The following is a 22,578-nucleotide window of genomic DNA, read 5'->3' as shown; positions in this document are numbered from 1 at the left end:
CGTGAGGGGTCAAACCAAGGAAATGATCTCAGCCAGTTCCCGGCCTGAAGCGGTGGCCGCCCATGCCGTCGCGTGTCGCGGAATGGCCTTGAGCTCCTGACGTAGCCGCACCGATCCTGTGCCCTGAGCGATCGGTGCGGTGGTCGAAACGATCTGGATGACTCGTTCCGGCTCGGGAATCGCCGCCAGAGCGCTTGCCTGACGCGCCCAGAAAACGCCGTTGTCGCGCCGGGCTGATTCCGGGGCTGCGCCCAGGATTTGGTCCCAGAGCGTGATGGCCTCACGGTAGGCCCCGAGCCGCAGGTACGCGGTCGCCCGTTGGATGTCGATGTATCCGGGGGTTCGGCGGCATGCGTTGCCCCACGGGTGTTCGTCATCCACACGACCTACCAGTTCGGCCGCCCGGTCAAGGAGACGATCGACCTGCTCCTTGTCCTTCGCGGGAAGCATCGAATGGCCATGCGCCTGATGCACCAGAGCGAGAACGCGGACCTTTGGGCACAGTTTGCTCTCCTCGGTCAGCGCGGCCTCTGCGTAGTCGACCACCATCCGGCCGTCCTCCAGATCGACGGCCAGCATCGCCTTGTTGGTGAGGGCATAGCTGATGAGTTGCGGGTTCTGGGAACGATGGGCCATGTCCAGAGTGAGGGTTCGCCAATTTCCGGAGTGTTTGATGTCGCCCGCGTCCTGGTAGAGCCAGCCGAGCAGCGCCGCGTAGGCGACTCCGGCGCTCAACAGGCCACGGCGCACGGGCGCGTCAGCTGCTTGGGCGAGTTCTCTGATCAGCTGAGCCTGGGTTGCGACGGTGGGAATGAGGTGGCGAGGTCCTAGCCACATGTCGGCCTTGTAGTGGCCGGGAAGCTGTTCGAGGAAGTACATGACGAGCTCCGGTGCTACGGGGCCTTGATGGGGCGGGTACGGAGTGGGCTCGATGGTACTTGCGTCCACGTCGGTGATGGTGCGCTGTTCTGGCCGGGCGGAATCGAAGAGCCGGGCCTCTTCAAGGCAGAACACCTGGCAGTACAGCAGGCGGTAGGGGTCTTTGGGCTGGTGTTCGCCAGCTTCCCATTTCTTGATGTTGCGGATGATGCTTTCACGTTCGGGAAGGCGGCTCTGCGTTTCCGGCCCGGCGGCCCTGACGAGTTCTCGCGCCATTTCCTTTTGGGTCCAGCGGCGCTTACGTCGTTCGGCCCGTAGCCGCACGGCCCATGGGGGTGTTGTGCCGGGCATCGCAACGCACCTCTTCACGGGGTTGGGGAACCACGACTTCCCTCAGTCTCCCTCACTGCCACCTGTTCGCGCGTGTACTTAACGCGCTGTGATGACTACAGATCAGCACTTGAGGCAACCGGCGGACTCGCCCGGCGGCTGAACCACCGAGAGGTTCCTTGATCGAACAGAGGAGGTCTGAGTCGTGCACGATGGCACGTCCACGACGACCGCACCGGCGATCCCCGGCTGGCGGTTGATCATCAGCGACACCGGCCGGTTCTGGGCCATCCGCAACCGGGCTTTCCCGCGTACGGCGTTGTGCGTCGGTGCGGAGCCGACGGTGGACGCCGACACCTTTGAGGAGGTCCAGGCCGCCGTCACCGAGCAGGAGGAGAAGGCCCGGGGCGCCGTTGCGGGGGTGTCCTCGTGACCGGGCGGCATCGGGACGGGCTGCCGTACGCGGCGGTGTATCGGCGGGTCTGGGACGGCCCGGCCCGCGCCGAGGCCGAGCGGATCAACCAGTCGTGGACGGACTGGACGGTGCTCTACAGCCTGGGGAGACGGTGCTTCTACGCGATGGCCGCCTGGGACGGTCCTCGGCCGGTGATCGTCGAGGACTCGACCGGTGAGGGATTGGAGGAGCGGATGCGGGAGGCGGAGATGATCCGGGCGACGCGGCTCGCGGTGCGGTCTTCCCCGGCGCCGGTTCGTGGCGGGGCTTCCCGTAGGCGGGCAGGGCCCTCCGGGGTGGCGGTCGCCGAGGAGCCCGGCGGGGAGACGGTGTCCGCCGGAGGGCGTTCGCCGGGTGGGAGGGCGGCATGACGACCTGGATTCCTCGTCAGGTTTCTGAGTTCTCCGATCGAACCTGTGACTCCGTGCAGGCGGTCCACCCGGGCTGGCTGGTGTTCCACAGCTCGACGACCGGGCTGTGGAGTGCCTACCGGAGCGTCCTGTTCGGCAGGCCGTACGCCGGGGACGTGCTGCTGGTGCGAGCCGGGTCGGCCGAGGAGCTGGACCGCAAGTTGAGCGCCCAGACGGCCCCGGTGGTGCCGCCGAGCATCCAGGCCGTCGCCGTCGCCCGTGCCATCCAGACCGCCCGGGTCAGGAAGCCGGCTCGGGTCTCCTGGGTTGTTCAGGCCGTATGCCCTGGTCAGGCCGTTGCGCCGGACGGGTCCACGGCGTTGCGCGGACTGCTGCGTTCCCAATAGCCGGTACGGCGACCCCGTGAGCGTGCGGTCCAGGGATGAGGGACCTGGGCCGCACCCAACCTCCTGAAAGCCGGTACGGCGGGCATGGACGTCATCCCACCCGTCGCCCGCCGTACCTCCTTGAACGTGCGGCTCAGGTAGGAGGGACCTGGGCCGCACACCCTCGCAGGACGGCTCCCACACGCCGAGCGTGCCGGGGAAGGAGGGGGCCGTCTGGCGCACCGGCCCCGATCGTGTGGGGCCGGTCCTCCTCCAGGGTGCCCGGCCGTCGTGCTCCCCGGCTCGGGGCCGGGCACCCGCCCCCTGAAAAGGCACCCGCCCTGACCACTCCCGCACCCAGGGACGACCATGACCGACGACGAGCGACGCATGATCGATCTGCTCATCAGCACCCACCCCGCCTGGCGGTACGAACGCCTCCACCTGCCCGGCCTGCCCACATGGTGGGCCATCCGGTACCGGCCGTTGCGACCCGACCAGCGCAGGGCCGGGGCCAGAGACATGCTCGGCCGTACGACACTGCGCCGCCTCGCCGGAGCGTTGGCCTGGCACGACGAGATCATCCACCGAAGCCGCTACTGAAGGAGTCCCTCCAATGTCCCCCCTCAAGGCCGTCGCCCCCGACGGCACCTTCGCCACCGGGCCCGGCACCACCGAACGTCTCCTCACTCCCGGTGAGGTCGCGCGGATCTTCGGTGTGGACCCCAAGACCGTCAACCGGTGGGCGCTGACCGGCCGCATCCCCTCGGTCAGGACACCCAGCAGGCAGCGGCGTTACCGGGAGAGTGACATCAACGCCCTTCTCAACGCCGGCTGATCCAACCTCCGGAAAAGCCCTGCGAACGCCGCGAGGCGTAGGTCAGCCGGGGAAGGCGACGAGGCGTGCGGGTCAGTCCGGGAGGAGGACCGACAGGAACGCCGCTGAGGCGGTGTCGTCGGCTACGGCGTCGGAGAGGACGGAGCGGATCGACTCGAACGCCGGCGGGTCGGCCTCGCGCAGTGTCGAGGAGCGCGTCCAGACCAGCAGGTGTTCACCGGCAGGCAGCCATTCGAGGTCGGTGAGGCAGTCGTAGAGGGCGTCGAGGTTGTGCCCGAAGTAGTCGGGGAACGACAGGGCCTCGGCGATCGCCGACATGGCCTCCGCCGAGGTGGTGATCCCGGAGCCGTCGACCCGGTGCGTGACGGCGTCGCCGTGGTCGGTCTCCACCTGCTCGGCGACCCCGGGAACCTCGGGGACCTCCGTGACCCTGGAGACGCGCGGCGCCCCCGAGGACGACTCGGTGATCTCCGTCGCCTTCGCGACCGTGGGGTCCTGCGGGCCGCGGATGGCGCGCAGGGTGCGCAGACTCTCCTGGGCGGCCGGCCCCTCCTCGAACGTTCCCCTGGGCAACGTCGGTCACCTCCGTACGTCGACGATGACGAAAGTCCGGTAGTGGTCGCCGGTGTAGTAGAGCTCCCGGGTCCCGTCGCCGCTGATCAGGCGCCGTGCTCCCCGGTCGCGGCTGCCGGGGGTCGGGACGGTGTACTCGTGGTAGTAGCCCTGCTGCCTGACGGGCAGGCGGCGTTCCCGGTTCTGGAAGACCACGCCGTCGCGGGAGTAGGGGAAGGGACCGCCCTGCCGGATGCGCTTCCAGGTGGCGGCGGCCTCGGGAGGCAGCGCCGACAGCGTCCTGGTGGGCATCGTGCCGTCAGCCCGAGGGCTCGCCGCGGGCGCGCTACTGGCGCGGGCCGGCTGCTCGGGGGTCGTGCATCCGGACAGCGCCATCACCAAGGACAGCACTGCGGACGAGACGAGAGCGGCGGTTCCCCGAGGTGTCACCTGGCCAAGCTACCCGTGACCACGTCAGGAAAAACGGCCGGGGGTGTGTGGCCGACGCAAGGATTGGACAGACATTGTCTAGTTGTCAGACAATGTCCGAATGAAGTTCGCCGTCGTCGCCGCAGCCGTGCTCTGGGGGACCGCGGGCACCGTGGGGATGCTCGCCGCCGGAGTCGATCCGGTCTCCCTGGCCGCCGCCCGACTGGTCCTCGGAGGGCTGGTGCTGGTGGTCGCCGCGCGCAGACTCCTGCCCAGGCTGCCCCGAGGGGGGATGCTCCCGCTCGCCGCCCTGGCCGTGGCCGCCTACCAGCTCTGTTTCTTCGCCGCCGTCGGCAGGACCGGGGTGGCCGTCGGCACCGTGGTCGCCATCGGCAGCGGTCCCGTCTTCACCGGACTGCTGTCCTGGTTGCTCGACAGGCGGGTGCCGTCGGGGCGTTGGGCGGCGGCGACGGCGGCGGCCGTGGCGGGCTGTGCCGTACTGACCGGTGGGGGAGGGCAGGTGCGCCTTGACGGGGTGCTGCTGGCGCTGCTCGGCGGTCTGCTGTACGCGTTCTACGCGGTGACGGCGGCCAGGGTGATCGCCACCGGGGTCCCCTCCGACGCGGTGATGGCCGCGATGTTCGGCGGCGCGGCCGTGGTGATGCTGCCGGTCCTGCTGTGGACGGGCACCGCCTGGCTGGCCGAACCGCGTGGCCTGCTCACCGCCGTCTATCTCGGCTGTGTCTCCACCGCGCTCGCCTACGTCCTGTACGGCAGGGGCCTGCGGGTGACGCCCGTGGCCACCGCGGCGACCCTCGCCCTGGCCGAGCCCGCGGTCGCGGCGCTGCTCGGTGTCGTGGTGCTCGGTGAGCGGCTCACGCTCGTCTCGGCCTGCGGCCTGGCCCTGCTCGGCGCGAGCCTGGTGGTGGTCGCCCTTCCCGAACGCGTGGCGGCGTTAGGGTCTTCGGCGTGACCGTTCCCCTGCGCCCTGTCTCCGCTGTGAACGCCCTCGCCGACGCGCTGCGCAGGCGGGTGCTCTCCGGGGAGATCCCCCCGGCGACCCCGTTGCCCGAGCAGGAGCTGTCCACCCTGTACGGCGTGGCCCGCCCGACCGTCAGGGAGGCGCTGGCCGTACTCGTGCACGAGGGGTTGCTCAGGCGGGAACGGCACCGCAGCGCGCAGGTCGTCGAGGTGACCGTGGCCGATCTCGACGACCTGATGTTCGTCAGGCGCCCCCTTGAGGATCTGATGGCCGTCACGCTGGCCGGGCGCAGGGTCGAGGAGGCGGACGCGGCGCTGGGCAGGATGGCCGCGCTGCCCGCGGACGCGCCCTGGTCGGAGATGGTGGCCGAGCACATGGCGCTGCACCAGGCCCTGGTCGTCGCGGTCGGCAGTCCGCGTCTTGAGCGGCTCTACACCTCGCTCGCCGCGGAGACCCGTCTTGGCCTGGTACGGCTGCGCACGGTCTATCCCGACCGGGAGGTGCTGGTGGCCGAGCACCGGGAGCTGCTCGACGCGATCGGAGCGGGGTCGCCGGAGGAGGCGAGGCGGGCGGTGGCGGCGCATCTGGATCACGGCTGGGGCGAATGAGGCTTGCACCCGGCGCCCGGTAGTCGTCACAATCGCGGCCATGCACGGCAATTCAGTGCCGGACTCCTACGTGTACGTCACGGAGGAAGGCGTGGCCCGTCACTACGCGGACGGCAGCGTCGACGCTCTCGCCTGGGAAGACGTCGTCGAAGTTCGCGTGGAGGGTGACTCGGAAACCGAGTCAGACATACTGTACATTTTACTTAACCGGGGTGGACAGGGATGTGTGGTGCCACAATCGGCAACCGACACCACCTTCCTCGCACGCCTGCGGTACCTGCCTGACTTCGACGTGGAGCGGCTCGGTGAGGCCGTCGAGAGCCTCGGTGAGGGTCATGTCGTGGTCTGGCGCAGCCCTGATCCTCCCAATCCGCTGCCCGACTTCGAGTACGACTGACGTCGTGCGGTCCGGCGCGCCCTCAAACCAACCGGATGGTAATCGTGCACGCGTGGACCGTTCCGTCAAGGCGTTCCTTCTGTCCCTCTTCGGCCAGTAGTGGACAGTAAGGCTGTATTCCCCTGCCCAGAGGTGATCACTAGGATTTCAGTGGGTTTCCACGCTCCTGGTGCATTCGGGAAAGCTGTCAACCAATGAAATGAGATGCGCGTCCCGTTACCTGGTAACGATGGGGCATCTGGGTGGGGTGGTATGAGAGTGGGGACAGAGGAGCCCGCTGCTACGCTCCTCGGCGATTCAGTGCGGACCGCTCCAAGTATCTGGACGCGATCCTACGCACGGATTCTGTTGGCCGGCGATCTCGCGTGCGCGGTTGTCGCGTGTGAGACCGTCCTTGGAGTTCGACTCTGGTTCGGCGCCTTCATCCCCAGGACGGAGGCGTTGTTCGGGCTCGGTCTCGCCCTGGCATGGCCCCTGTTCCTGGCGGTCGGCGGCGCCTACCGCAAGCGCGCGCACGGCGAGGGGACAGAGGAGTTCCGTGCGGTCTTCGACGGCGGGGTCGGACTGACGGCCGCCGTCGCGATCGGGGCGTACGCCACGCAGGCCACGATCGCCCGAAGTTTCGTGATGGCCATGCTGCCGCTGGCGCTGGCGCTCACGGTCGCCTTCCGCTACTGGATGCGCAAGCGGCTGCACCGCAGGCGCGCCCTCGGCGAGTACATGCGTCAGGTGGTCGCCGTCGGGCACCGGGAGTCGGTGCTCGACCTGGTCATGCAACTCAGAAGGCAGCCCCACCACGGCATGACCGTGGCCGCGGCCTGCCTGCCCTCCGGTCCCGACGACATGGACGTGGACGGGATCCCCGTGCTCGGCGGCTTCAGCGACGTCCCCGCCGTCGTCGCCAAGGTGGACGCCGACGCCGTGGCCATCCTGGCCTGCCCCGAACTGGACGGCGTCGCGCTGCGCCGGATCGCCTGGGGTCTTGAGGACGCGCGAACCGACCTGTTCGTCGCGCCCGCCCTCATGGAGGTCGCCGGACCCCGGATCAGCATCCGCCCGGTGGCCGGAATGCCGCTGCTGCACGTGGAACACCCCGAGTTCGACGGCGCCAAACAGCTCGCCAAGAGCCTGTTCGACAAGGCCGCCGCGGGCTTCGCGCTGCTGCTGCTCGCCGTACCGATGCTGGTCATCTGCCTGCTGATCAGGACGACCAGTTCCGGGCCCGCGCTGTTCCGGCAGGTCAGGGTCGGCAGGGGCGGCCGGGAGTTCAACGTCGTGAAGTTCCGCACGATGGTCAACAACGCCGAACGGCTCAAGGTCGAGCTTGAGGAGCGCAACGAGTTCGACGGCGTGCTCTTCAAGATGAGGAACGATCCAAGGATCACCCGGGTGGGGGCGTTCCTGCGCCGCTACTCCCTCGACGAGCTGCCGCAGCTGCTCAACGTGGTCCGCGGGGAGATGTCCCTCGTCGGGCCGCGCCCGCCGCTGCCGAGCGAGGTCGCGCAGTACGGCGCCGACGTGCGCCGCCGCCTGGTCGTCAAACCGGGCATGACCGGACTTTGGCAGGTCAGCGGACGCTCCGACCTCAGCTGGGAGGAGTCGGTCCGCCTGGACCTGCGCTACGTCGAGAACTGGTCGCTCTTCCTTGACCTGCAGATCCTGTGGAAGACATGGAGCGCCGTCATGGGCGGAGAAGGGGCTTACTAGCTGTGAAGGCTCTCGTGCTCGCCGGGGGGTCGGGCACCCGGCTCCGGCCCATCACCCACACCTCGGCCAAACAGCTCGTCCCGGTGGCCAACAAGCCCGTGCTCTTCTACGGGCTCGAAGCCATCGCGGCGGCCGGGATCAGGGAGATCGGCATCGTCGTCGGCGACACGCAGGCGGAGATCGAGGCGGCCGTCGGTGACGGCTCCGCTCTCGGCCTGCAGGTCACCTACCTGCGGCAACAGGCACCGCTCGGACTCGCCCACGCGGTGCTGATCGCCCGGGACTATCTCGGCGAGGACGACTTCGTCATGTACCTCGGCGACAACTTCATCGTCGGCGGCATCGGCGACGTCGTCGACCGGTTCACCCGGGACCGGCCCGACGCGCAGATCATGCTCACCCAGGTCGGCGACCCCAGGCAGTTCGGCGTCGCGGAGCTGGACGGCAACGGCCGGGTCGTCGGTCTTGAGGAGAAGCCCGCCGAGCCGAAGAGCGACCTCGCGCTCGTCGGCGTCTACCTGTTCACCCCGTTGATCCACCGGGCCGTGGCCGAGCTCAAGCCGTCGTGGCGCGGCGAGCTGGAGATCACCGACGCGATCCAGTGGCTGATCGAACGGGGTCACCGGGTCGAGTCGTCCGTCATCTCCGGCTACTGGAAGGACACCGGCAACGTCACCGACATGCTTGAGGTCAACCGGCTGGTGCTCGAATCCCTCGAAACCCGCCTGGAAGGCCGGGTGGACGACGTCAGCGAGCTGATCGGCCGGGTGGTCGTCGAACCGGGGGCCGTGGTCGAACGCTCCCGCATCGTCGGCCCGGCGATCATCGGCGCGGGCGCGCGCATCCTGGACAGCTACGTCGGTCCCTTCACCTCGATCGCCGCGGACTGCGTGGTCGACGGCAGCGAGATCGAGTACTCGATCGTGCTGCCCAGGGCCTCGATCTCCGGGGTCTCCCGGATAGAGGCCTCGCTCATCGGTCACGACGTCGAGGTCACCCCCGCCCCCAACACCCCCAGAGCCCACCGCCTCGTGCTGGGCGATCACAGCAAGGTGCAGATCAGCTCATGAAGGTCCTGGTCGTCGGTGGGGCCGGCTTCATCGGTTCCCACTACGTCCGCACGCTCGCGGCGGACGGTGTCTCGGTGACGGTGCTCGACAAGCTCACCTACGCGGGCAACCTCGCGAACCTGCGAGGCGTCCCGCACAGGTTCGTGCTCGGTGACATCTGCGACGCGGAACTGCTCGCCGAGGTGGTCCCCGGGCACGACGTCGTCGTCAACTTCGCCGCGGAATCGCACGTGGACCGGTCCATAACGGGTGCCGGGGAGTTCGTCAGGACGAACGTGCTGGGCACCCAGACCCTCATGCAGGCCTGCCTCGAAGCCTCGACCCCCAGGGTCGTGCAGGTCTCGACCGACGAGGTCTACGGCTCGATCGACGTCGGCTCCTGGGCCGAGGACGCGCCGTTGCGGCCACGCTCGCCGTACTCGGCGGCGAAGGCGGGCGGCGACATGATCGCCCAGGCCTACGCGGTCACCCACGGCCTGCCGGTCTCGATCACACGCTGCGGCAACAACTACGGGCCCAACCAGTACCCGGAGAAGGTCATCCCGCTGTTCGTCACCAACCTCCTGCAGGGGCGCAAGGTGCCGCTGTACGGCGACGGCGGCAACGTCAGGGACTGGATCCACGTCGCCGACCACTGCGCGGGCATCAGGCTGGTCGCCGAGCGCGGCGAACCCGGCGAGGTCTACCACATCGCCGGTACGGCGGAGCTGACCAACGTCCAGCTGACCACACTGCTGCTTGAGGCGTGCGACGCGGACTGGGACATGGTCGAGCGGGTCGAGGACCGCAAGGGACACGACCGCCGCTACTCCCTGGACGACTCCCGGCTGCGGGCCCTCGGCTACCGGCCCTCGGTGCCGTTCGAACGGGGTCTGGCCGCGACCGTCCGCTGGTACGCCGACAACCCCGACTGGTGGAAGGCCGCCGCCGAGGCCCAGGACAGGACCCCCGAGGAGAAGATCGCCCTGGAACGGGCCGTCGCCGGGGAGAACGGATGAGCCGGTGGCTGGTCACCGGCGCCTCCGGCATGCTCGCCGCCGAACTGCTCGGCCTGCTGCGCGCGCGGGAGGAGTCGGTCGTCGCCCTGACCAGGGACGATCTCGACCTGCGTGACGAGCGGGCCGTACGGGACGTGGTCGCCGAGCACCGGCCCGGCGTCGTGGTCAACTGCGCGGCCTGGACGGCGGTCGACGACGCCGAGACGCACGAGGACGAGGCGCTGGCCGTCAACGGGCACGGTGCGCGGGCGCTGGCCGAGGCGTGCGAGCGCCTGGGCGCGCTCATGATCCACCCCTCGACCGACTACGTCTTCGACGGCACCGGGGCCGAGCCGTACGCGGAGGACGCGCCGACCTCGCCGGTCAACGCCTACGGGCGGACCAAGCTGGCCGGGGAACGCGCCGTGCTCGACACGCTGCCGCACACCGGTTACGTCCTGCGCACCGCCTGGCTGTACGGCGCGGCGGGCGGGAACTTCGTCAGCACGATCGCGGGTCTGGAGGGGAACAGGCCGACCCTGGACGTCGTCGACGACCAGCTCGGCCAGCCGACCTGGGCGGGCGACCTGGCGGCCCGGATCGTCGAACTGGCCGAGATCGCCCCGGAGCCCGGGGTCTACCACGCCACCTGCTCCGGGCAGGCGAGCTGGTACGAACTCGCCCGGGAGATCTTCACGCTGCTCGGCGCCGACCCGGGGCGGATCAGGCCGGTCTCCTCCACGGAGTTCCCGCGCCCCGCGCCCCGCCCGGCCTACAGCGTGCTGGGCCACGACCGCTGGGCCACGGCCGGTCTACCGCCGATGCGCGACTGGCGAGAGGCCCTTCGAGAATCAAAGATCTTGACTAGTGATTAAGCTGTGTTTCTTTGCTCCGCCTTCGGCGTCGCGGGCTTGGGCGCCCAGGGTCGGTGCTTTCCCTCGTCGCTCATCCGCTTCGCTCCTTCGCTCCTCAGTCCAAGCACCGACGCGCCCAAGCCGGACACCCCTCACGCACGGCACCGGGTCAGCTTCGGGCGGCGAGTTCCCGGTAGTACGCCTGGCACGCCGCGTAGGTCGGGAGAAGGCCGGTTTCGAGGGCTTCCTTGAGGGTGGGGGCGGCGGCGTCCTTGTCGGAGAGGACCGGGTCGAGGCCGGCGGGCCACTCGATGCCCAGGTCGGGGTCCAGGGGGTTGAGGCCGTGTTCGCGGCCCGGGGCGTACGGCTCGGAGCACAGGTAGGAGACCGTGGCCTGTTCGCTGAGCGCCATGAACCCGTGTCCCAGCCCCTCGGCGACGTAGAGACCGCGCCGGGACTCCTCGTCCAGACGTACGGCCTCCCAGCGGCCGAAGGTCGGCGAGCCGACGCGGATGTCCACGACGACGTCGAGGATGGCGCCGGAGAGGCATGTGACATACTTCGCCTGCCCAGGAGGCACGTCCGCGAAGTGGATGCCGCGCAGCACGCCGCGCCGGGAGACCGAGCAGTTGACCTGTGCGAGATCGATCGCGTGCCCGACGGCTTCCCGCAGGTCATGGGCACGGTAGGTCTCCAGGAAGGCGCCGCGCGGGTCAGTGTGGACACGCGGGGTGTGGCACCAGGCTCCGTCGATGCTCAGGGGTTCCATGGGCGGAAGCATGACACAGCGCGTGGCTGTAACACCCCAGGACCGCTGGGCGAAATCCTAGGGTTCGCCCTCATTGGAACGATCTTGCAAGTCACCGGTCGAGCCGCGTCGCGCGGCGAGGGAGCGTATTGATGACAACGTGCCGCCTGTGCGGGTCCACGAGTCTTGCCAGTGTGGTCGACCTCGGGGCGACGCCGCCCTGTGAGTTGTTCCTCACCGCCGAGCAGGTCGACGAGCCGGAGACGACCTACCCGCTGCACCTGAGGGTGTGCACCGGGTGCTGGCTGGCACAGATCCCGCCGCTGATCACTCCCGAGGACACCTTCACCGAGTACGCCTACTTCTCCTCCTACTCGACCTCGTGGGTCGAGCACGCCAGGCGGTTCGTCGACGGGGCGGCCGACCGGCTCGGGCTCGACGAGAACTCGTTCGTGGTCGAGGTGGCCAGTAACGACGGCTACCTCCTCAAGCACGTCGTCGACCGGGGTGTCCGCTGCCTGGGCGTCGAGCCCTCGAAGAACGTCGGCCAGGCCGCCAGGGACAGGGGCGTGCCGACGCTGACCGCCTTCCTCGGCCCGGAGACCGGCGCCGAGGTGCGGGCCGAGCACGGTCCCGCCGACCTCGTGGTCGCCAACAACGTCTACGCCCACATCCCCGACGTCATCGGGTTCACCCAGGGGCTGCGCGCGCTCGTGGCCGACGACGGCTGGGTCTCCATCGAGGTGCAGCACCTGCTGACGCTGATGGAGCTCAACCAGTACGACACGATCTACCACGAGCACTTCCAGTACTACACGGTCGCCTCGGCGCAGCGCGCCCTCGCCTCCGGCGGGCTGGCGCTGGTCGACGTCGAACTGCTGCCCACGCACGGTGGCTCGATCCGGCTGTGGGCGCGTCCCCAGGAGGTCGCGGGCGAACCCACCTCCCGGGTGGTCGAGGTGCTCGCGGCGGAGAAGGCGGCCGGGCTGCACGAGCTGTCCGGATACGCGGAGTTCGCCGCCCGGGTCGCCCGGGTACGGCGGGACCTGCTGAGGTTCCTGGTCGAAGCCGCGGAGCAGGGCAAGACCGTGGTCGGCTACGGCGCCCCCGGCAAGGGCAACACGCTGCTCAACCACTGCGGGATCCGGCCCGACCTGCTGCGTTACACCGTGGACCGCAATCCGTACAAGCACGGCAGGTTCACCCCCGGCACGCGGATCCCGATCGTGGCGCCCGAGCGGATCGCCGAGGACCGGCCCGACTACGTGCTGGTGCTGCCCTGGAACCTGCGCGAGGAGCTCTCCGCGCAGCTGGCCTACGTCCACGAGTGGGGCGGGCGGCTGGTCTTCCCCATCCCGAACCTGGAGATAGTCGAGGTGAACCCGTGAAGGTCGTCCTCTTCTGCGGCGGGTACGGCACGCGGATGCGCAGCGGCACCCCCGGTGACGTGCCCAAGCCGATGCAGCTCGTCGGTCCCCGGCCGCTGATCTGGCATGTGATGCGCTACTACGCCCACTTCGGGCACACCGAGTTCATCCTGTGCCTCGGGTACGGCGCGCACCACATCAAGGACTTCTTCCTCAACTACCAGGAGACGACCTCCAACGACTTCGTCCTGCGCGGGGGAGAGGTGGAACTGCTGTCCACCGACATCTCCGACTGGTCGATCTCGTTCGTGCAGACCGGGATCGACTCACCGATCGGCGAACGGCTGCGCCGGGTCCGCGACCACCTCGACGGAGACGAGATCTTCCTGGCAAACTACGCGGACGTGCTCACCGACGCGCCGCTGCCGGAGATCATCGACCGCTTCGCCGCCTCGGACGCCGGAGCCTCGATGATGGTCGTCCCGCCCGCGGAGACCTTCCACTGCATCGAACTCGGCGAGGACGGCATGGTCGGCGGGATCACCCCGGTCAGCGACATGCCCCTGTGGATCAACGGCGGCTACTTCGTGCTCCGCCAGGAGGTCTTCGACCACATCCCGCAGGGCGGTGACCTCGTCGCCGACGGCTGCGGACAGCTCGCCAAGCGCGGCAGGCTGCTGGCCTACCCGCACCGGGGCTACTGGAAGCCGACCGACACGGTCAAGGAGCGCATCGCGCTCGACGAGGCCTACTCCAGGGGCGACCGGCCGTGGGCGCTGTGGGAACGCGAACCGGAGGTGCGGTCCAGATGATCGGATTCCGGCCCGCGGCGGTCGGCGGCGTCGTCCTGCTCGCCGCCCACTGCGACGACCTCGCCATTGGGGCGGGCGGCAGCCTGCTGACCCTCTGCTCCGCGCGTCCCGGCCTCAGGGTCGACGCCCTGGTGCTCTCCGGCGGCGGCACCGAGCGCGAGGAGGAGGAGCACGCGGCGCTGACCGCCTTCTGTCCCGGGGCGGACCTGCGGCTGACCGTGCTCAAGATGCCCGACGGGCGGCTGCCGGCCAACTGGGAGGAGGCCAAGGCCGCGGTGGAGGACCTGCGTTCCAGGACCGATCCCGACCTGGTCCTCGCCCCCAACCCGGCCGACGCCCACCAGGACCACCGGGGCCTGGCCAAGCTGGTGCCGACCGCCTTCCGCGGTCACCAGGCACTCGGCTACGAGATCGTCAAATGGGACGGCGACCTCGGGCGGCCCTCGGTCTACCAGCCGCTGACGCCCGAGGTGGCCGAGGCCAAGGTGACCCTGCTCCAACAGCACTACCCCTCACAACGGCAACGCCCCTGGTACGACCGTGAGGCCTTCCTGGGGCTGGCCCGCATCCGCGGCATCGAGTGCCAATCGCGCTACGCGGAGGCGTTCTACACAAGCAAGATGACTCTCGACCTGGCTGGAGGATGAACCGGATGCGCGTGCTGCTGACCGGGCACCAGGGCTACCTGGGAACTGTGATGGCCCCGGCACTCACCGAGGCGGGCCACGAGGTGATCGGCCTGGACTCGGGGCTGTTCGCCGACTGCCTGCTGGGGCCCGCTCCGGCCGACCCCGCCGGGCACCGGGTCGACCTGCGTGACGTCACCGCCGAGCACGTGGCCGGGATCGACGCGGTCGTGCACCTGGCCGCGCTGTCCAACGACCCGCTCGGGTCGCTGGCACCCGAGCTGACCTACGACATCAACCACCACGCCTCGGTGCGTCTGGCCAGGCTGGCCAGGGACGCCGGGGTGCGGCGGTTCCTGTACGCCTCGACCTGCTCCGTCTACGGCGCCTCCGGCGGCGACGAGCTGGTCGGGGAGGAGGCGCCGCTGCGTCCGGTGACGCCGTACGCCGAGTCCAAGGTCCGGGTCGAGGACGACCTGACCGCGCTGGCCGACGACGACTTCACCCCCGTCTTCATGCGCAACGCCACCGCCTTCGGGTTCTCGCCCAGGCTGCGCGCCGACATCGTGCTGAACAACCTGGTCGGCCACGCCCTGCTGTCCAACGAGGTGCGGGTGCTGTCCGACGGCACCCCCTGGCGCCCGCTGGTCCACGCCAAGGACATCGCCGAGGCGTTCGTGCTCGCGCTGGCCGCCCCGCGGGAGGCCGTACACGCCAGGGCGTTCAACGTGGGCACCGAGCAGAACAACGTGACCGTCGCGGACATCGCGGCCGAGGTCGTGGAGGCGGTTCCCGGCTCCAAGCTCGTCATCACCGGTGAGGCGGGCGCCGACCCGCGCTCCTACCGGGTCGACTTCTCCCGCATCCGTGCGGCGCTGCCCGGCTACGAGGCGAGCTGGAGCGTCAAGGCGGGCGCGGCCGAGCTGGTCGACGCCTACCGGAGGTTCGGGATGACCGAGGACCTGTTCAAGAACAGCTTCACCCGGCTCGCCAAGCTGGCCGCCAGGAGCGCCGACGGCACCGTGGACGAGACGATGAGACCGCGTGAGGCGGGCGTCGGTGACAACTGACGCCCCCCAGACGGCAGCAGGGGAGAGCCGCGAGACCGAGGGCCGTGAGATGCACGCCCTGGTCGAGCGGCTCTACCCGCTCTGCAGGAGCATCACCGGCGACGGGCTGCGCCGTACGCTGGAGATCGTCTCCGGGGAGATCCCGCTGGAGGTCAGCGAGGTGCCGACCGGCACCGAGGTCCTCGACTGGACCGTGCCCAGAGAGTGGAACATCCGCGACGCCTACGTCAAGGACCCCTCGGGCGAGCGGGTGATCGACTTCGCCGCGTCGAACCTGCACGTGGTCGGCTACAGCGTGCCGGTCTCGGCGACCATGACCCTCGACGAGCTGCGCGGGCACCTGCACACCCTGCCCGAACAGCCGGACCTGGTTCCGTACCGCACCAGCTACTACGCCGAGAACTGGGGGTTCTGCCTCAGGGAGAACACCCTGGCGGCGATGGGGCCGGGGCCGTACGAGGTGGTGATCGACTCGACGCTCGCCGACGGCCACCTCACCTACGGCGAGCACGTCGTGCCGGGGCGCAGCACCGACGAGGTACTCATCTCCTGCCACGTCTGCCACCCCTCCCTGGCCAACGACAACCTCGCGGGCGTCGCGGTCGCCACCCGCCTCGCCCGGCGGCTCGCGAGGAGCGACCCGCACTACACCTACCGGTTCGTGTTCGCGCCGGGCACCATCGGCGCCATCACCTGGCTGGCGCGCAACAGGGAGCGCGCCGGGCGCGTCAAGCACGGCCTGGTGCTGGCCTGCGCGGGCGACAGCGGATCGCTGACCTACAAGCGCAGCAGGCGGGCCGACGCCGAGATCGACAGGGCGGTCCGGCACGTTCTGCGCTCCTCGGGGCGTGAGCACACGGTCCTGGACTTCTCCCCGTACGGCTACGACGAGCGGCAGTACTGCTCGCCCGGATTCAACCTGCCCGTCGGCTCCCTCACCAGGACGCCGTACGCCGGATACCCGGAGTACCACACCTCGGGCGACAACCCGGATTTCGTCTCGCCCGAGGCGATGGCCGACACGCTGGAGACCTGCTGGGAGGTGACGCGGGTGCTCGAAGGCAACCGCCGTTACCTCAACCTCAGCCCGTACGGCGAGCCGCAGCTCGGCCGTCGGGGACTGTACGGCTCGCTGGGGGGCCGTAGCGACACCAAGCAGGCCCAGATGGCGATGTTGTGGGTGCTGAACCTCTCCGACGGGGAGCACACCCTGCTCGACATCGCCGAAAAGTCAGACCTGCCCTTCGCCGTCGTGGCGGAAGCGGCACAGGCCCTGCGTGGTGCAGGACTCCTCAAGGAGTAGTGGAGATGACGCGGTTGCAGGCCGTCACGGAGCCCGGGGTGCTCAACCTCCGGGTGGGGGAGACGGTTGAGGTCCTGAGCGAGGCCGAGATCATGGCCACTCTGGACGAGAGGGGAGAGCTCGACGAGCTGCCCTTCATGCCGGAGATGCTGGCTTTCTGCGGGAAGCGGCTCACCGTGCACAAGGTCGCCTACAAACTGTGCGACACCATCAGCCGCAGCGGCATGCGCAGGATGGAGCGTGCCGTACACCTCACCGGGGCGCGCTGCGACGGGTCGGCGCACGGCGGATGCCAGACGGCCTGCCTGATGTACTGGAAGGAGTCCTGGCTCAAGCGGGTCGATCCCGGTTCCCCGGAGCCGGAACCGGCCAAGGAGGCCGAGGGGTCAGGAGGGGGTCTGGCGAAGGGCCGCGCGCTGCTGCCCATCCTGGAGGTGGCGTCCAGGAAGGAGCCGGGGGAGGACGGGCAGGAGCGTTACTCCTGCCAGGCGACCGAGCTGCTGCGCGCCGCGCCGACCTGCCTGCCGCTGAAGGAGTTCGGGCAGTACGTCACGGACGTGAAGACGGGCAACGCGAGTGTGTTCTTCACGCTCCGCGCGCTCCTGGTCGGCCTGTTCAACCGCTACCAGGAGCGCAGCCGGCGGTTCCTGCCGTCGTGGCTGCAGATCAGGGGCGGCCTGAAATGGGGCTTCGTCAAGGGGCGGCTCACCGGGGCGACGCCGAGCATGACGCTCGACCTCCAGCCGGGAGAGCTCGTCCGGATCAAGCCCAAGGAGGAGATCCTCAAGACCCTCAACCAGGACCTGCTCAACCGGGGGATGGGGTTCGAGGAGGAGATGTCGCGGTACTGCGGGAAGACCGCGCGGGTCCTCTCCCGGGTCGACCGGTGCATCGACGAGAAGACCGGTCGCATGCTCACGATGAAGAGCCCCTGCATCATCCTTGAGGACATCGTCTGCGCGGGCGCGTACAGCGTGAGCTGCCCCCGGCAGTTCCTCCCGTTCTGGCGGGAGATTTGGCTTGAGCGGGTCCACGAGCCCGCCTGATCGGACCGGGACGCTGCGGCGACGGCGGTTCGGCGGCGAACGGTGAAAGGTAAGAGATGGAACACACGCGGGACTCCGGGCCGGTCGTGACGAAGGCGGAGTCCGGGGCCCCCGATCCGGAGGGCGGGCCGGACACGCCCGCCTCCCAGCTCGGGGAGATCGGCCGCCAGGCGGGCCGGGGGCTGCGGTGGAGCGTGCTGGGCAACATGGTGATGAAGGCGGGCTCCTTCGCCATGAGCCTGGTCATGGCCCGGCTGCTCGTGCCGGCGGAGTTCGGCATCTTCGCCATCGCCCTGGCCGCCAGCCAGTTCGTCATCTACATCAACGACGCGGGCATCATCGCGGCCACCGTGCAGTGGCGGGGCAAGCTTGAGGAGATGGCGCCGACGGCGACGGTCGTCGCGATCACGTCGAGCACCCTCCTGTACGCGTTCTTCTGGGTCTTCGCCCCCTACTTCGCTGAGATGTCCGGCAGCGAGAGCGCGACCGGGGTGATCCGGGTCCTCACGGCGGTCAACCTGGTCTACGGCCTGACCGCCGTGCGCAGCGCGGCGCTGCTGCGCAGGTTCGAGCAGGACAAGCTCACCAAGGCCAACCTGGTCGGCTTCCTGGTGACCGCGCCGGTCACCATCACCCTTGCCGCCAACGGCGCCGGGGCCTACAGCTTCGCCTGGGGTCAGCTCCTGGGCGCCGTCGCCACCGGGGTGCTGGTCGTCCTGTACGCCAGGGTCAAGGTCGGTTTCGGCCTCGACCGCGCCATGGCCAAGAAGCTGCTGGTCTTCGGGCTGCCGCTGTGCGTCACCCTCGGCATCGAGGGCCTGCTGCTCAACGTCGACTCCGTCATCGTCGGCGACGCCCTCGGCGCCGAGCAGCTCGGCTTCTACCTGCTGGCCTTCAACATCTCCAGCTGGGTCCCCGGGCTCGTCGGCACCGCGGTGCGCTACGTCGCGCTGCCCAGCTTCTCCAGGCTCGCCGAGCAGGGCGGTGACTCGGTCTCCGAGGGGGTGCAGCGGGCCATACCGCTGCTGCTGTCCATCGTGCTGCCGTTCGGTGTCCTGCTGGGCGTGCTCGCGCCCGCGGTGATCGGCTTCCTGTACATCCCGCGCTGGGAACCGGCCGCCGAGGTGCTGAGCTTCCTGTCGGTCCTCATGGTCGTGCGGATGATGACGGCGCTGGTGGTGGACATCCTGGCCGCCATGGGCGCGACCAAGGCCACCATGTGGCTCAACCTCGGCTGGGCGGTCGCGCTGATTCCCAGCCTGATCCTGGGCGCCCAGGTGGGCGGCATCCGCGGCGCGGCGATCGCCCACGCGGTGGTCGCGCTGGTGGTCGCCGTACCGCTTTCCGTGCTGACGATGCGCCGCGCGGGCGTCGTCCTGGGCCCGGTCGTCTCCGCCCTGGGGCGCCCGGTGCTCGGCGGGGTGCTCTGCGCCGCCGTCACGGTGACGCTCGTCACCGTGATCAGCGACGGCATCCCCTTCGTCCACCTGGCCGTGGCCGGCGGCGCGGGGCTGCTCGTCTACGTCCTGGTCGTCGTACCGCAGGCGGTACTCAAGCAACTGGGCAGCCGGGTGACCGGGCTGATCCCGGCACGTTCACGTTGACCCGAGAAGGAAATCGGATGGTTGATTCCGACACACTGGTGTCCATCGGACTTCCGGTGCGCAACGGCGCCGATCGGCTGGAAGGCGTGATCCGGTCGGTGCTGGCGCAGGACCACCGGAACATCGAACTGCTGATCTGCGACAACGCCTCGACGGACGGCACCGAGGAGCTCTGCAGGGAACTGGCCCGCTCGGACGAGCGGATCGTCTACCGGCGGCACCCGGAGAACATCGGGCTGCTCAACAACTTCATGTACGCGGGCAGGAACGCGCGGGGGACGTTCTTCCGGTGGATCGGCGACGACGACCGGCTGGAGTCCCACTACGTCTCCACCACGCTCAGGGCGTTCGCGGCGGACGAGCGGCTCATCCTCGTCACCACGCAGATGTCCTACACCGACCCGGAGGGCACGACCAGTACCAGCGCCTACGAGGGCAGCGGGCTGCTCTCCGACGACCCGGTCGACCGGTTCGCCGAGATGCTGCGCCTGCTCAACGAGAGTCACCTGCTGATCGACCCGCTGTACGGCCTCATGCGCCGCGAGCCCGTGATGTCCATCCCCCGGCGGAACATGCTCCGCGAGGACGAGGTGTTCGCCACCAAGCTCGCGCTGGCCGGGCCGTGGGGCCACGTGCACGAGGTGCTCGCCCACCGGCACTGGAAGCACGAGAGCATGAACGTGATCAGCGGCCGTCTCGGCGTCCCCGGCTGGCAGGTGCACTTCTCGACGACCCTGCAGTACATGGAGATCCTCCACTGGCTGCGTGAGGCCGACCTCGGGCTGACCGAGGAACAGCGGCGCCGCGCGCGTGCCGCCGCCCGCCAGATGTACACCCGCCGCCAGCGGCGGGTGGTGTCCCGGCGCAGCCGCAAGCTCGTACGGCTGGCCACCGGGGCGCTCAGGCCCGGGAACTGACCACCGTGAGACCCCAACCCCAGCCAACCCCCGTAAGCCCCTAACGTCGCGGACAAGGAGCACAGGATGACCACCGTCTTTTCCAACAGCGTGGTGGACGACGACACCCGGCGCGGCTTGCTCTACGAGGGGAAGGTGTTCGTCTACTCCTCGACGCCCGCCTCCAGGGACCTCATCGCCTTCGCCCAGGAACTGATCGCCGACGCCTTCGGCGACCGTGACCCGGAGACCGCCCAGTACGACATGCAGGTCGAGGAGTTCGCGGCGCTGCTGGCCGACCTCAAGCCCCGGTTCATCCACCACCCGGAGTGCAAGAAGCTCCTGCCGGCCGTGCTGGAGGAGCTGGGCTGCCGGCTCGACCGGACCTACTTCGACGTCCCCAGGATGCGTACCTCGACCTCGAACGACTACCTCACCTCCGGCATCTCCTACGCCTTCCACCCGCACCGGGACTGCTGGTACTCGGCGCCGTTCAACCAGGTCAACTGGTGGATCCCGATCTACCCGGTGGTGCCGGAGAACGTGATGGCCTTCCACCCGGCCTACTTCGACGCCCCCGTGCGCAACGGCAGCGCCCGCTACGACTACGCCGAGTGGAACCGCAGCAGCAGGCTCTCCGCGGCCCAGCACGTGCGCAGCGACACCAGGGAACAGCCGAAGCCGGAGGAGCCGATCGAGCTCGACCCGCAGGTACGGGTCGTGCCCGAGCCGGGCGGGGTGATGCTGTTCTCCGGCGCCCAGCTGCACTCCACGGTCCCGAACACCTCCGGCAGGACCCGCTTCAGCATCGACTTCCGTACCGTGAACATCGACGACGTCCGGGCGCGCAGGGGCGCGGTGAACGTGGACGCCGCCTGCACTGGGACCACCCTGCGCGACTTCGTGCGCTGTGCCGACCTCGACCCGATGCCCGAGGAACTGGCGCTGGCGTACGAGGCCGAGGCTCTCGCCCGGGTGAGCTGAGGACCGCGCCGACCGTACGCCCCCGCCGTCAGGGCGCGGGGCGTACCTCCGCGCGCGTCCGCGACATCCTGGCCCGCATCGCCGTACGGAGCGCGGGCCAGCTCCGGTGACGCTGGAACGGCAGCTCGAAGACCGCCGCGAACAGCCAGGCCGTGACCAGCGACAGCGGTACGACCAGCGCCGTGCCCACCAGGAAGGCGGGCAGCCCCGTGGGCACGTTCGGGGCGACGACCAGCAGGAAGACCGTCACGACGATGGGCGCGTGGATCAGGTAGAGCGTGTAGGAGAAGGAGCCGAGGCTCCGGATCGGCCGCAGGTCGAGCAGCCTGATCAGGAGTTTCGCCCGGCCGGTGGCGATCGCGGCCAGTGTCAGGCCGACGGCCGGGCCGAGCGCGATGTCCATCCAGAAGAAGTTCCCGACCGTCCACACCGAGCCGCGAGCGAGGATCACCGCGAGCACCGGCAGCGCGGCCGCCAGGGCCAGCCACTGCCAGGGCAGCCGCCGTACCCGCTCGCCCGCGGCCAGGACGCCCGCGGCCACGACGCCGATCGCGAACAGCACCGCGAACTGGGGGGTCAGCCGCAGCAGCATGCTCACCACGTGCACGCTCGGCGCCAGCAGCCCGATCACCGCGACGACGGCGGTGACGGCGGCGAGCATCACGACCGCGCCCGCCCTGCGCAGCAGGATCAGCATCACCGGGAAGAGCAGGTAGAGCTGGGCCTCGACGGCGATGGACCAGAAGGCCCCGTTGGGGCTCGGCGCGCCGAAAACGTCCTGCAGCAGGAGACCGTAAACAAGGACGGACTTGGCGGTCGGCGCTCCTTCACCCGGCTGGGCGGCCAGTGTCCAGGCGATCACCAGACTGAAGACCAGGGCCGCCCAGTAAGGCGGCAGAATGCGCCAGGCGCGTCGCCGGGCGAATCTCCGCAGGCTGCCCAGTCGCCATCCGGACCGGGCGGGGGAGACCGCGAGAGAGAAACCGGACAGTACAATGAACACCACTACGGCAAAGTGTCCGTAAAGGAGAAAACCAAGCCAAACCGGCCCGGCGCTTGCCGGGAATCCCGGGAAGGCCATCAGCCAGCAGTGGTGGAGCATGACGAACAGGGCGGCCACGCCTCGGATACCGTCCAGTCCCGCGAGCCTGCCGCGACCCGCGAGCGTCTCGGCGGGAGTCTCTGGCCGGCTTTCCTGGGCGTCCTGGTGGGACGACCCCATCCGATCAACTCCCGTCTCGGGCCCTCACGGGCTCCTGATTTCTACCCTATCTTGGCCTATCAACGGGTCTATCGCTGTATGGTCCCC

General features: G+C 69.5%; 26 protein-coding genes. 21 read left to right on the top strand and 5 right to left on the bottom strand.

The genetic code is table 11. The features are described from left to right. Window positions 1-9: 9 nt before the first annotated feature. Entirely contained in the window at window positions 10-1,230 is a 1,221-nt protein-coding gene (locus tag ABT340_RS12790) for an NsdA family TPR-like regulatory protein (RefSeq protein ID WP_352010869.1), read from the bottom strand. A gap of 184 nt (window positions 1,231-1,414) precedes the next feature. Here ABT340_RS12790 and ABT340_RS12785 point away from each other — a divergent pair, with 184 nt between their 5' ends. The 5 genes from ABT340_RS12785 (at window position 1,415) to ABT340_RS12765 (ending at window position 3,237) form a co-directional block, all read left to right on the top strand. Next, the gene (locus ABT340_RS12785; RefSeq protein WP_352010868.1) at window positions 1,415-1,642 is read left to right on the top strand and encodes a hypothetical protein; all 228 of its coding nucleotides are present in this window, start codon (window positions 1,415-1,417) and stop codon (window positions 1,640-1,642) included. Then, window positions 1,639-2,034 carry a hypothetical protein gene (locus tag ABT340_RS12780; RefSeq protein ID WP_352010867.1) on the top strand — a complete coding sequence of 132 codons (396 nt, stop codon included), beginning with the start codon at window positions 1,639-1,641 and terminating at the stop codon, window positions 2,032-2,034. The genes ABT340_RS12785 and ABT340_RS12780 overlap by 4 nt, the downstream gene beginning before the upstream one ends. After that, window positions 2,031-2,420 (top strand): hypothetical protein, encoded by a 390-nt coding sequence (locus tag ABT340_RS12775; protein ID WP_352010866.1) that lies wholly within the window; start codon window positions 2,031-2,033, stop codon window positions 2,418-2,420. Before ABT340_RS12780 ends, ABT340_RS12775 begins: the two co-directional genes overlap by 4 nt. A 348-nt stretch (window positions 2,421-2,768) precedes the next feature. Next, window positions 2,769-3,002, top strand: a complete 234-nt coding sequence (locus tag ABT340_RS12770) for a hypothetical protein (RefSeq protein WP_352010865.1) — start codon at window positions 2,769-2,771, stop codon at window positions 3,000-3,002. A 13-nt stretch (window positions 3,003-3,015) separates the two neighbouring features. Then, on the top strand, window positions 3,016-3,237 hold the full coding sequence (locus ABT340_RS12765; RefSeq protein ID WP_352010864.1) for a BldC family transcriptional regulator: 222 nt from the start codon (window positions 3,016-3,018) through the stop codon (window positions 3,235-3,237). Between the two features lie 72 nt (window positions 3,238-3,309). On the opposite strand, the gene ABT340_RS12760 is transcribed toward ABT340_RS12765, so the two are convergent. Together ABT340_RS12760 and ABT340_RS12755 are read right to left on the bottom strand one after the other, a co-directional pair. Then, a complete protein-coding gene (locus ABT340_RS12760; RefSeq protein ID WP_352010863.1) occupies window positions 3,310-3,810 on the bottom strand; it encodes a barstar family protein in 501 nt (166 codons plus the stop codon). Between the two features lie 6 nt (window positions 3,811-3,816). Beyond that, window positions 3,817-4,239: a guanyl-specific ribonuclease gene (locus tag ABT340_RS12755; RefSeq protein WP_352010862.1), complete on the bottom strand. Its 423-nt coding sequence runs from the start codon at window positions 4,237-4,239 to the stop codon at window positions 3,817-3,819. A gap of 100 nt (window positions 4,240-4,339) precedes the next feature. Between ABT340_RS12755 and ABT340_RS12750 the strand changes: the two genes are divergently transcribed. The 7 genes from ABT340_RS12750 to rfbD all read left to right on the top strand — a co-directional run bounded on the left by ABT340_RS12750 (window position 4,340) and on the right by rfbD (window position 10,834). Further along, window positions 4,340-5,191, top strand: a complete 852-nt coding sequence (locus ABT340_RS12750; protein ID WP_352010861.1) for a DMT family transporter — start codon at window positions 4,340-4,342, stop codon at window positions 5,189-5,191. Next, window positions 5,188-5,808 (top strand): GntR family transcriptional regulator, encoded by a 621-nt coding sequence (locus tag ABT340_RS12745; protein WP_352010860.1) that lies wholly within the window; start codon window positions 5,188-5,190, stop codon window positions 5,806-5,808. Before ABT340_RS12750 ends, ABT340_RS12745 begins: the two co-directional genes overlap by 4 nt. A gap of 40 nt (window positions 5,809-5,848) precedes the next feature. Next, window positions 5,849-6,205 carry a hypothetical protein gene (locus ABT340_RS12740; RefSeq protein ID WP_352010859.1) on the top strand — a complete coding sequence of 119 codons (357 nt, stop codon included), beginning with the start codon at window positions 5,849-5,851 and terminating at the stop codon, window positions 6,203-6,205. A 252-nt stretch (window positions 6,206-6,457) separates the two neighbouring features. After that, window positions 6,458-7,912 carry a sugar transferase gene (locus ABT340_RS12735; RefSeq protein WP_352010858.1) on the top strand — a complete coding sequence of 485 codons (1,455 nt, stop codon included), beginning with the start codon at window positions 6,458-6,460 and terminating at the stop codon, window positions 7,910-7,912. Between the two features lie 2 nt (window positions 7,913-7,914). Then, window positions 7,915-8,982 (top strand): glucose-1-phosphate thymidylyltransferase, encoded by a 1,068-nt coding sequence (locus tag ABT340_RS12730; protein WP_352010857.1) that lies wholly within the window; start codon window positions 7,915-7,917, stop codon window positions 8,980-8,982. Beyond that, the gene (gene rfbB / locus ABT340_RS12725; protein ID WP_352010856.1) at window positions 8,979-9,980 is read left to right on the top strand and encodes a dTDP-glucose 4,6-dehydratase; all 1,002 of its coding nucleotides are present in this window, start codon (window positions 8,979-8,981) and stop codon (window positions 9,978-9,980) included. The genes ABT340_RS12730 and rfbB overlap by 4 nt, the downstream gene beginning before the upstream one ends. Further along, window positions 9,977-10,834 carry a dTDP-4-dehydrorhamnose reductase gene (gene rfbD, locus ABT340_RS12720; RefSeq protein ID WP_352010855.1) on the top strand — a complete coding sequence of 286 codons (858 nt, stop codon included), beginning with the start codon at window positions 9,977-9,979 and terminating at the stop codon, window positions 10,832-10,834. The genes rfbB and rfbD overlap by 4 nt, the downstream gene beginning before the upstream one ends. 148 nt (window positions 10,835-10,982) lie before the next feature. On the opposite strand, the gene rfbC is transcribed toward rfbD, so the two are convergent. Beyond that, window positions 10,983-11,582: a dTDP-4-dehydrorhamnose 3,5-epimerase gene (gene rfbC, locus ABT340_RS12715; RefSeq protein ID WP_352010854.1), complete on the bottom strand. Its 600-nt coding sequence runs from the start codon at window positions 11,580-11,582 to the stop codon at window positions 10,983-10,985. Between the two features lie 131 nt (window positions 11,583-11,713). Between rfbC and ABT340_RS12710 the strand changes: the two genes are divergently transcribed. From ABT340_RS12710 to ABT340_RS12670, 9 genes are all read left to right on the top strand, one after another. Next, window positions 11,714-12,949 carry a class I SAM-dependent methyltransferase gene (locus ABT340_RS12710; RefSeq protein ID WP_352010853.1) on the top strand — a complete coding sequence of 412 codons (1,236 nt, stop codon included), beginning with the start codon at window positions 11,714-11,716 and terminating at the stop codon, window positions 12,947-12,949. Continuing rightward, entirely contained in the window at window positions 12,946-13,740 is a 795-nt protein-coding gene (locus ABT340_RS12705; protein ID WP_352010852.1) for a sugar phosphate nucleotidyltransferase, read from the top strand. Before ABT340_RS12710 ends, ABT340_RS12705 begins: the two co-directional genes overlap by 4 nt. Then, complete coding sequence (locus ABT340_RS12700; protein WP_352010851.1) at window positions 13,737-14,387, top strand: PIG-L deacetylase family protein; 651 nt, start codon at window positions 13,737-13,739, stop codon at window positions 14,385-14,387. Before ABT340_RS12705 ends, ABT340_RS12700 begins: the two co-directional genes overlap by 4 nt. A 5-nt stretch (window positions 14,388-14,392) precedes the next feature. Next, window positions 14,393-15,436 (top strand): NAD-dependent epimerase/dehydratase family protein, encoded by a 1,044-nt coding sequence (locus ABT340_RS12695; protein WP_352010850.1) that lies wholly within the window; start codon window positions 14,393-14,395, stop codon window positions 15,434-15,436. Continuing rightward, the gene (locus ABT340_RS12690) at window positions 15,426-16,739 is read left to right on the top strand and encodes a DUF4910 domain-containing protein (protein ID WP_352010849.1); all 1,314 of its coding nucleotides are present in this window, start codon (window positions 15,426-15,428) and stop codon (window positions 16,737-16,739) included. The genes ABT340_RS12695 and ABT340_RS12690 overlap by 11 nt, the downstream gene beginning before the upstream one ends. A gap of 5 nt (window positions 16,740-16,744) precedes the next feature. After that, complete coding sequence (locus tag ABT340_RS12685) at window positions 16,745-17,785, top strand: hypothetical protein (RefSeq protein WP_352010848.1); 1,041 nt, start codon at window positions 16,745-16,747, stop codon at window positions 17,783-17,785. Between the two features lie 56 nt (window positions 17,786-17,841). Beyond that, complete coding sequence (locus tag ABT340_RS12680) at window positions 17,842-19,389, top strand: oligosaccharide flippase family protein (protein WP_352010847.1); 1,548 nt, start codon at window positions 17,842-17,844, stop codon at window positions 19,387-19,389. 17 nt (window positions 19,390-19,406) lie between these two features. Beyond that, complete coding sequence (locus tag ABT340_RS12675) at window positions 19,407-20,306, top strand: glycosyltransferase family 2 protein (protein ID WP_352010846.1); 900 nt, start codon at window positions 19,407-19,409, stop codon at window positions 20,304-20,306. A 66-nt stretch (window positions 20,307-20,372) separates the two neighbouring features. Then, window positions 20,373-21,269 carry a phytanoyl-CoA dioxygenase family protein gene (locus ABT340_RS12670; protein ID WP_352010845.1) on the top strand — a complete coding sequence of 299 codons (897 nt, stop codon included), beginning with the start codon at window positions 20,373-20,375 and terminating at the stop codon, window positions 21,267-21,269. Between the two features lie 28 nt (window positions 21,270-21,297). Here the strand turns inward: ABT340_RS12670 and ABT340_RS12665 are convergent, their stop codons facing one another. Then, on the bottom strand, window positions 21,298-22,491 hold the full coding sequence (locus ABT340_RS12665; RefSeq protein ID WP_386192082.1) for an acyltransferase family protein: 1,194 nt from the start codon (window positions 22,489-22,491) through the stop codon (window positions 21,298-21,300). Window positions 22,492-22,578: the final 87 nt, after the last annotated feature.

This window comes from Streptosporangium sp. NPDC000239 (assembly GCF_040300765.1).
In the GTDB taxonomy this organism is placed as follows: Bacteria; Actinomycetota; Actinomycetes; order Streptosporangiales; family Streptosporangiaceae; genus Streptosporangium.
Note: the sequence above shows the minus strand (reverse complement) of the source record. Positions and strands in the feature narration are given on the sequence as shown.

Bases quoted from the DNA above. Each gene is read 5' to 3' on its own strand.
- ABT340_RS12790 (WP_352010869.1), bottom strand. From the start codon at position 1,230: ATGCCCGGCACAACACCCCCATGGGCCGTGCGGCTACGGGCCGAACGA.
- ABT340_RS12775 (WP_352010866.1), top strand. From the start codon at position 2,031: ATGACGACCTGGATTCCTCGTCAGGTTTCTGAGTTCTCCGATCGAACC.
- ABT340_RS12770 (WP_352010865.1), top strand. From the start codon at position 2,769: ATGACCGACGACGAGCGACGCATGATCGATCTGCTCATCAGCACCCAC.
- ABT340_RS12765 (WP_352010864.1), top strand. From the start codon at position 3,016: ATGTCCCCCCTCAAGGCCGTCGCCCCCGACGGCACCTTCGCCACCGGG.
- ABT340_RS12750 (WP_352010861.1), top strand. From the start codon at position 4,340: ATGAAGTTCGCCGTCGTCGCCGCAGCCGTGCTCTGGGGGACCGCGGGC.
- ABT340_RS12740 (WP_352010859.1), top strand. From the start codon at position 5,849: ATGCACGGCAATTCAGTGCCGGACTCCTACGTGTACGTCACGGAGGAA.
- ABT340_RS12735 (WP_352010858.1), top strand. From the start codon at position 6,458: ATGAGAGTGGGGACAGAGGAGCCCGCTGCTACGCTCCTCGGCGATTCA.
- rfbB (WP_352010856.1), top strand. From the start codon at position 8,979: ATGAAGGTCCTGGTCGTCGGTGGGGCCGGCTTCATCGGTTCCCACTAC.
- rfbD (WP_352010855.1), top strand. From the start codon at position 9,977: ATGAGCCGGTGGCTGGTCACCGGCGCCTCCGGCATGCTCGCCGCCGAA.
- rfbC (WP_352010854.1), bottom strand. From the start codon at position 11,582: ATGGAACCCCTGAGCATCGACGGAGCCTGGTGCCACACCCCGCGTGTC.
- ABT340_RS12710 (WP_352010853.1), top strand. From the start codon at position 11,714: ATGACAACGTGCCGCCTGTGCGGGTCCACGAGTCTTGCCAGTGTGGTC.
- ABT340_RS12700 (WP_352010851.1), top strand. From the start codon at position 13,737: ATGATCGGATTCCGGCCCGCGGCGGTCGGCGGCGTCGTCCTGCTCGCC.
- ABT340_RS12695 (WP_352010850.1), top strand. From the start codon at position 14,393: ATGCGCGTGCTGCTGACCGGGCACCAGGGCTACCTGGGAACTGTGATG.
- ABT340_RS12685 (WP_352010848.1), top strand. From the start codon at position 16,745: ATGACGCGGTTGCAGGCCGTCACGGAGCCCGGGGTGCTCAACCTCCGG.
- ABT340_RS12680 (WP_352010847.1), top strand. From the start codon at position 17,842: ATGGAACACACGCGGGACTCCGGGCCGGTCGTGACGAAGGCGGAGTCC.
- ABT340_RS12675 (WP_352010846.1), top strand. From the start codon at position 19,407: ATGGTTGATTCCGACACACTGGTGTCCATCGGACTTCCGGTGCGCAAC.
- ABT340_RS12670 (WP_352010845.1), top strand. From the start codon at position 20,373: ATGACCACCGTCTTTTCCAACAGCGTGGTGGACGACGACACCCGGCGC.
- ABT340_RS12665 (WP_386192082.1), bottom strand. From the start codon at position 22,491: ATGGGGTCGTCCCACCAGGACGCCCAGGAAAGCCGGCCAGAGACTCCC.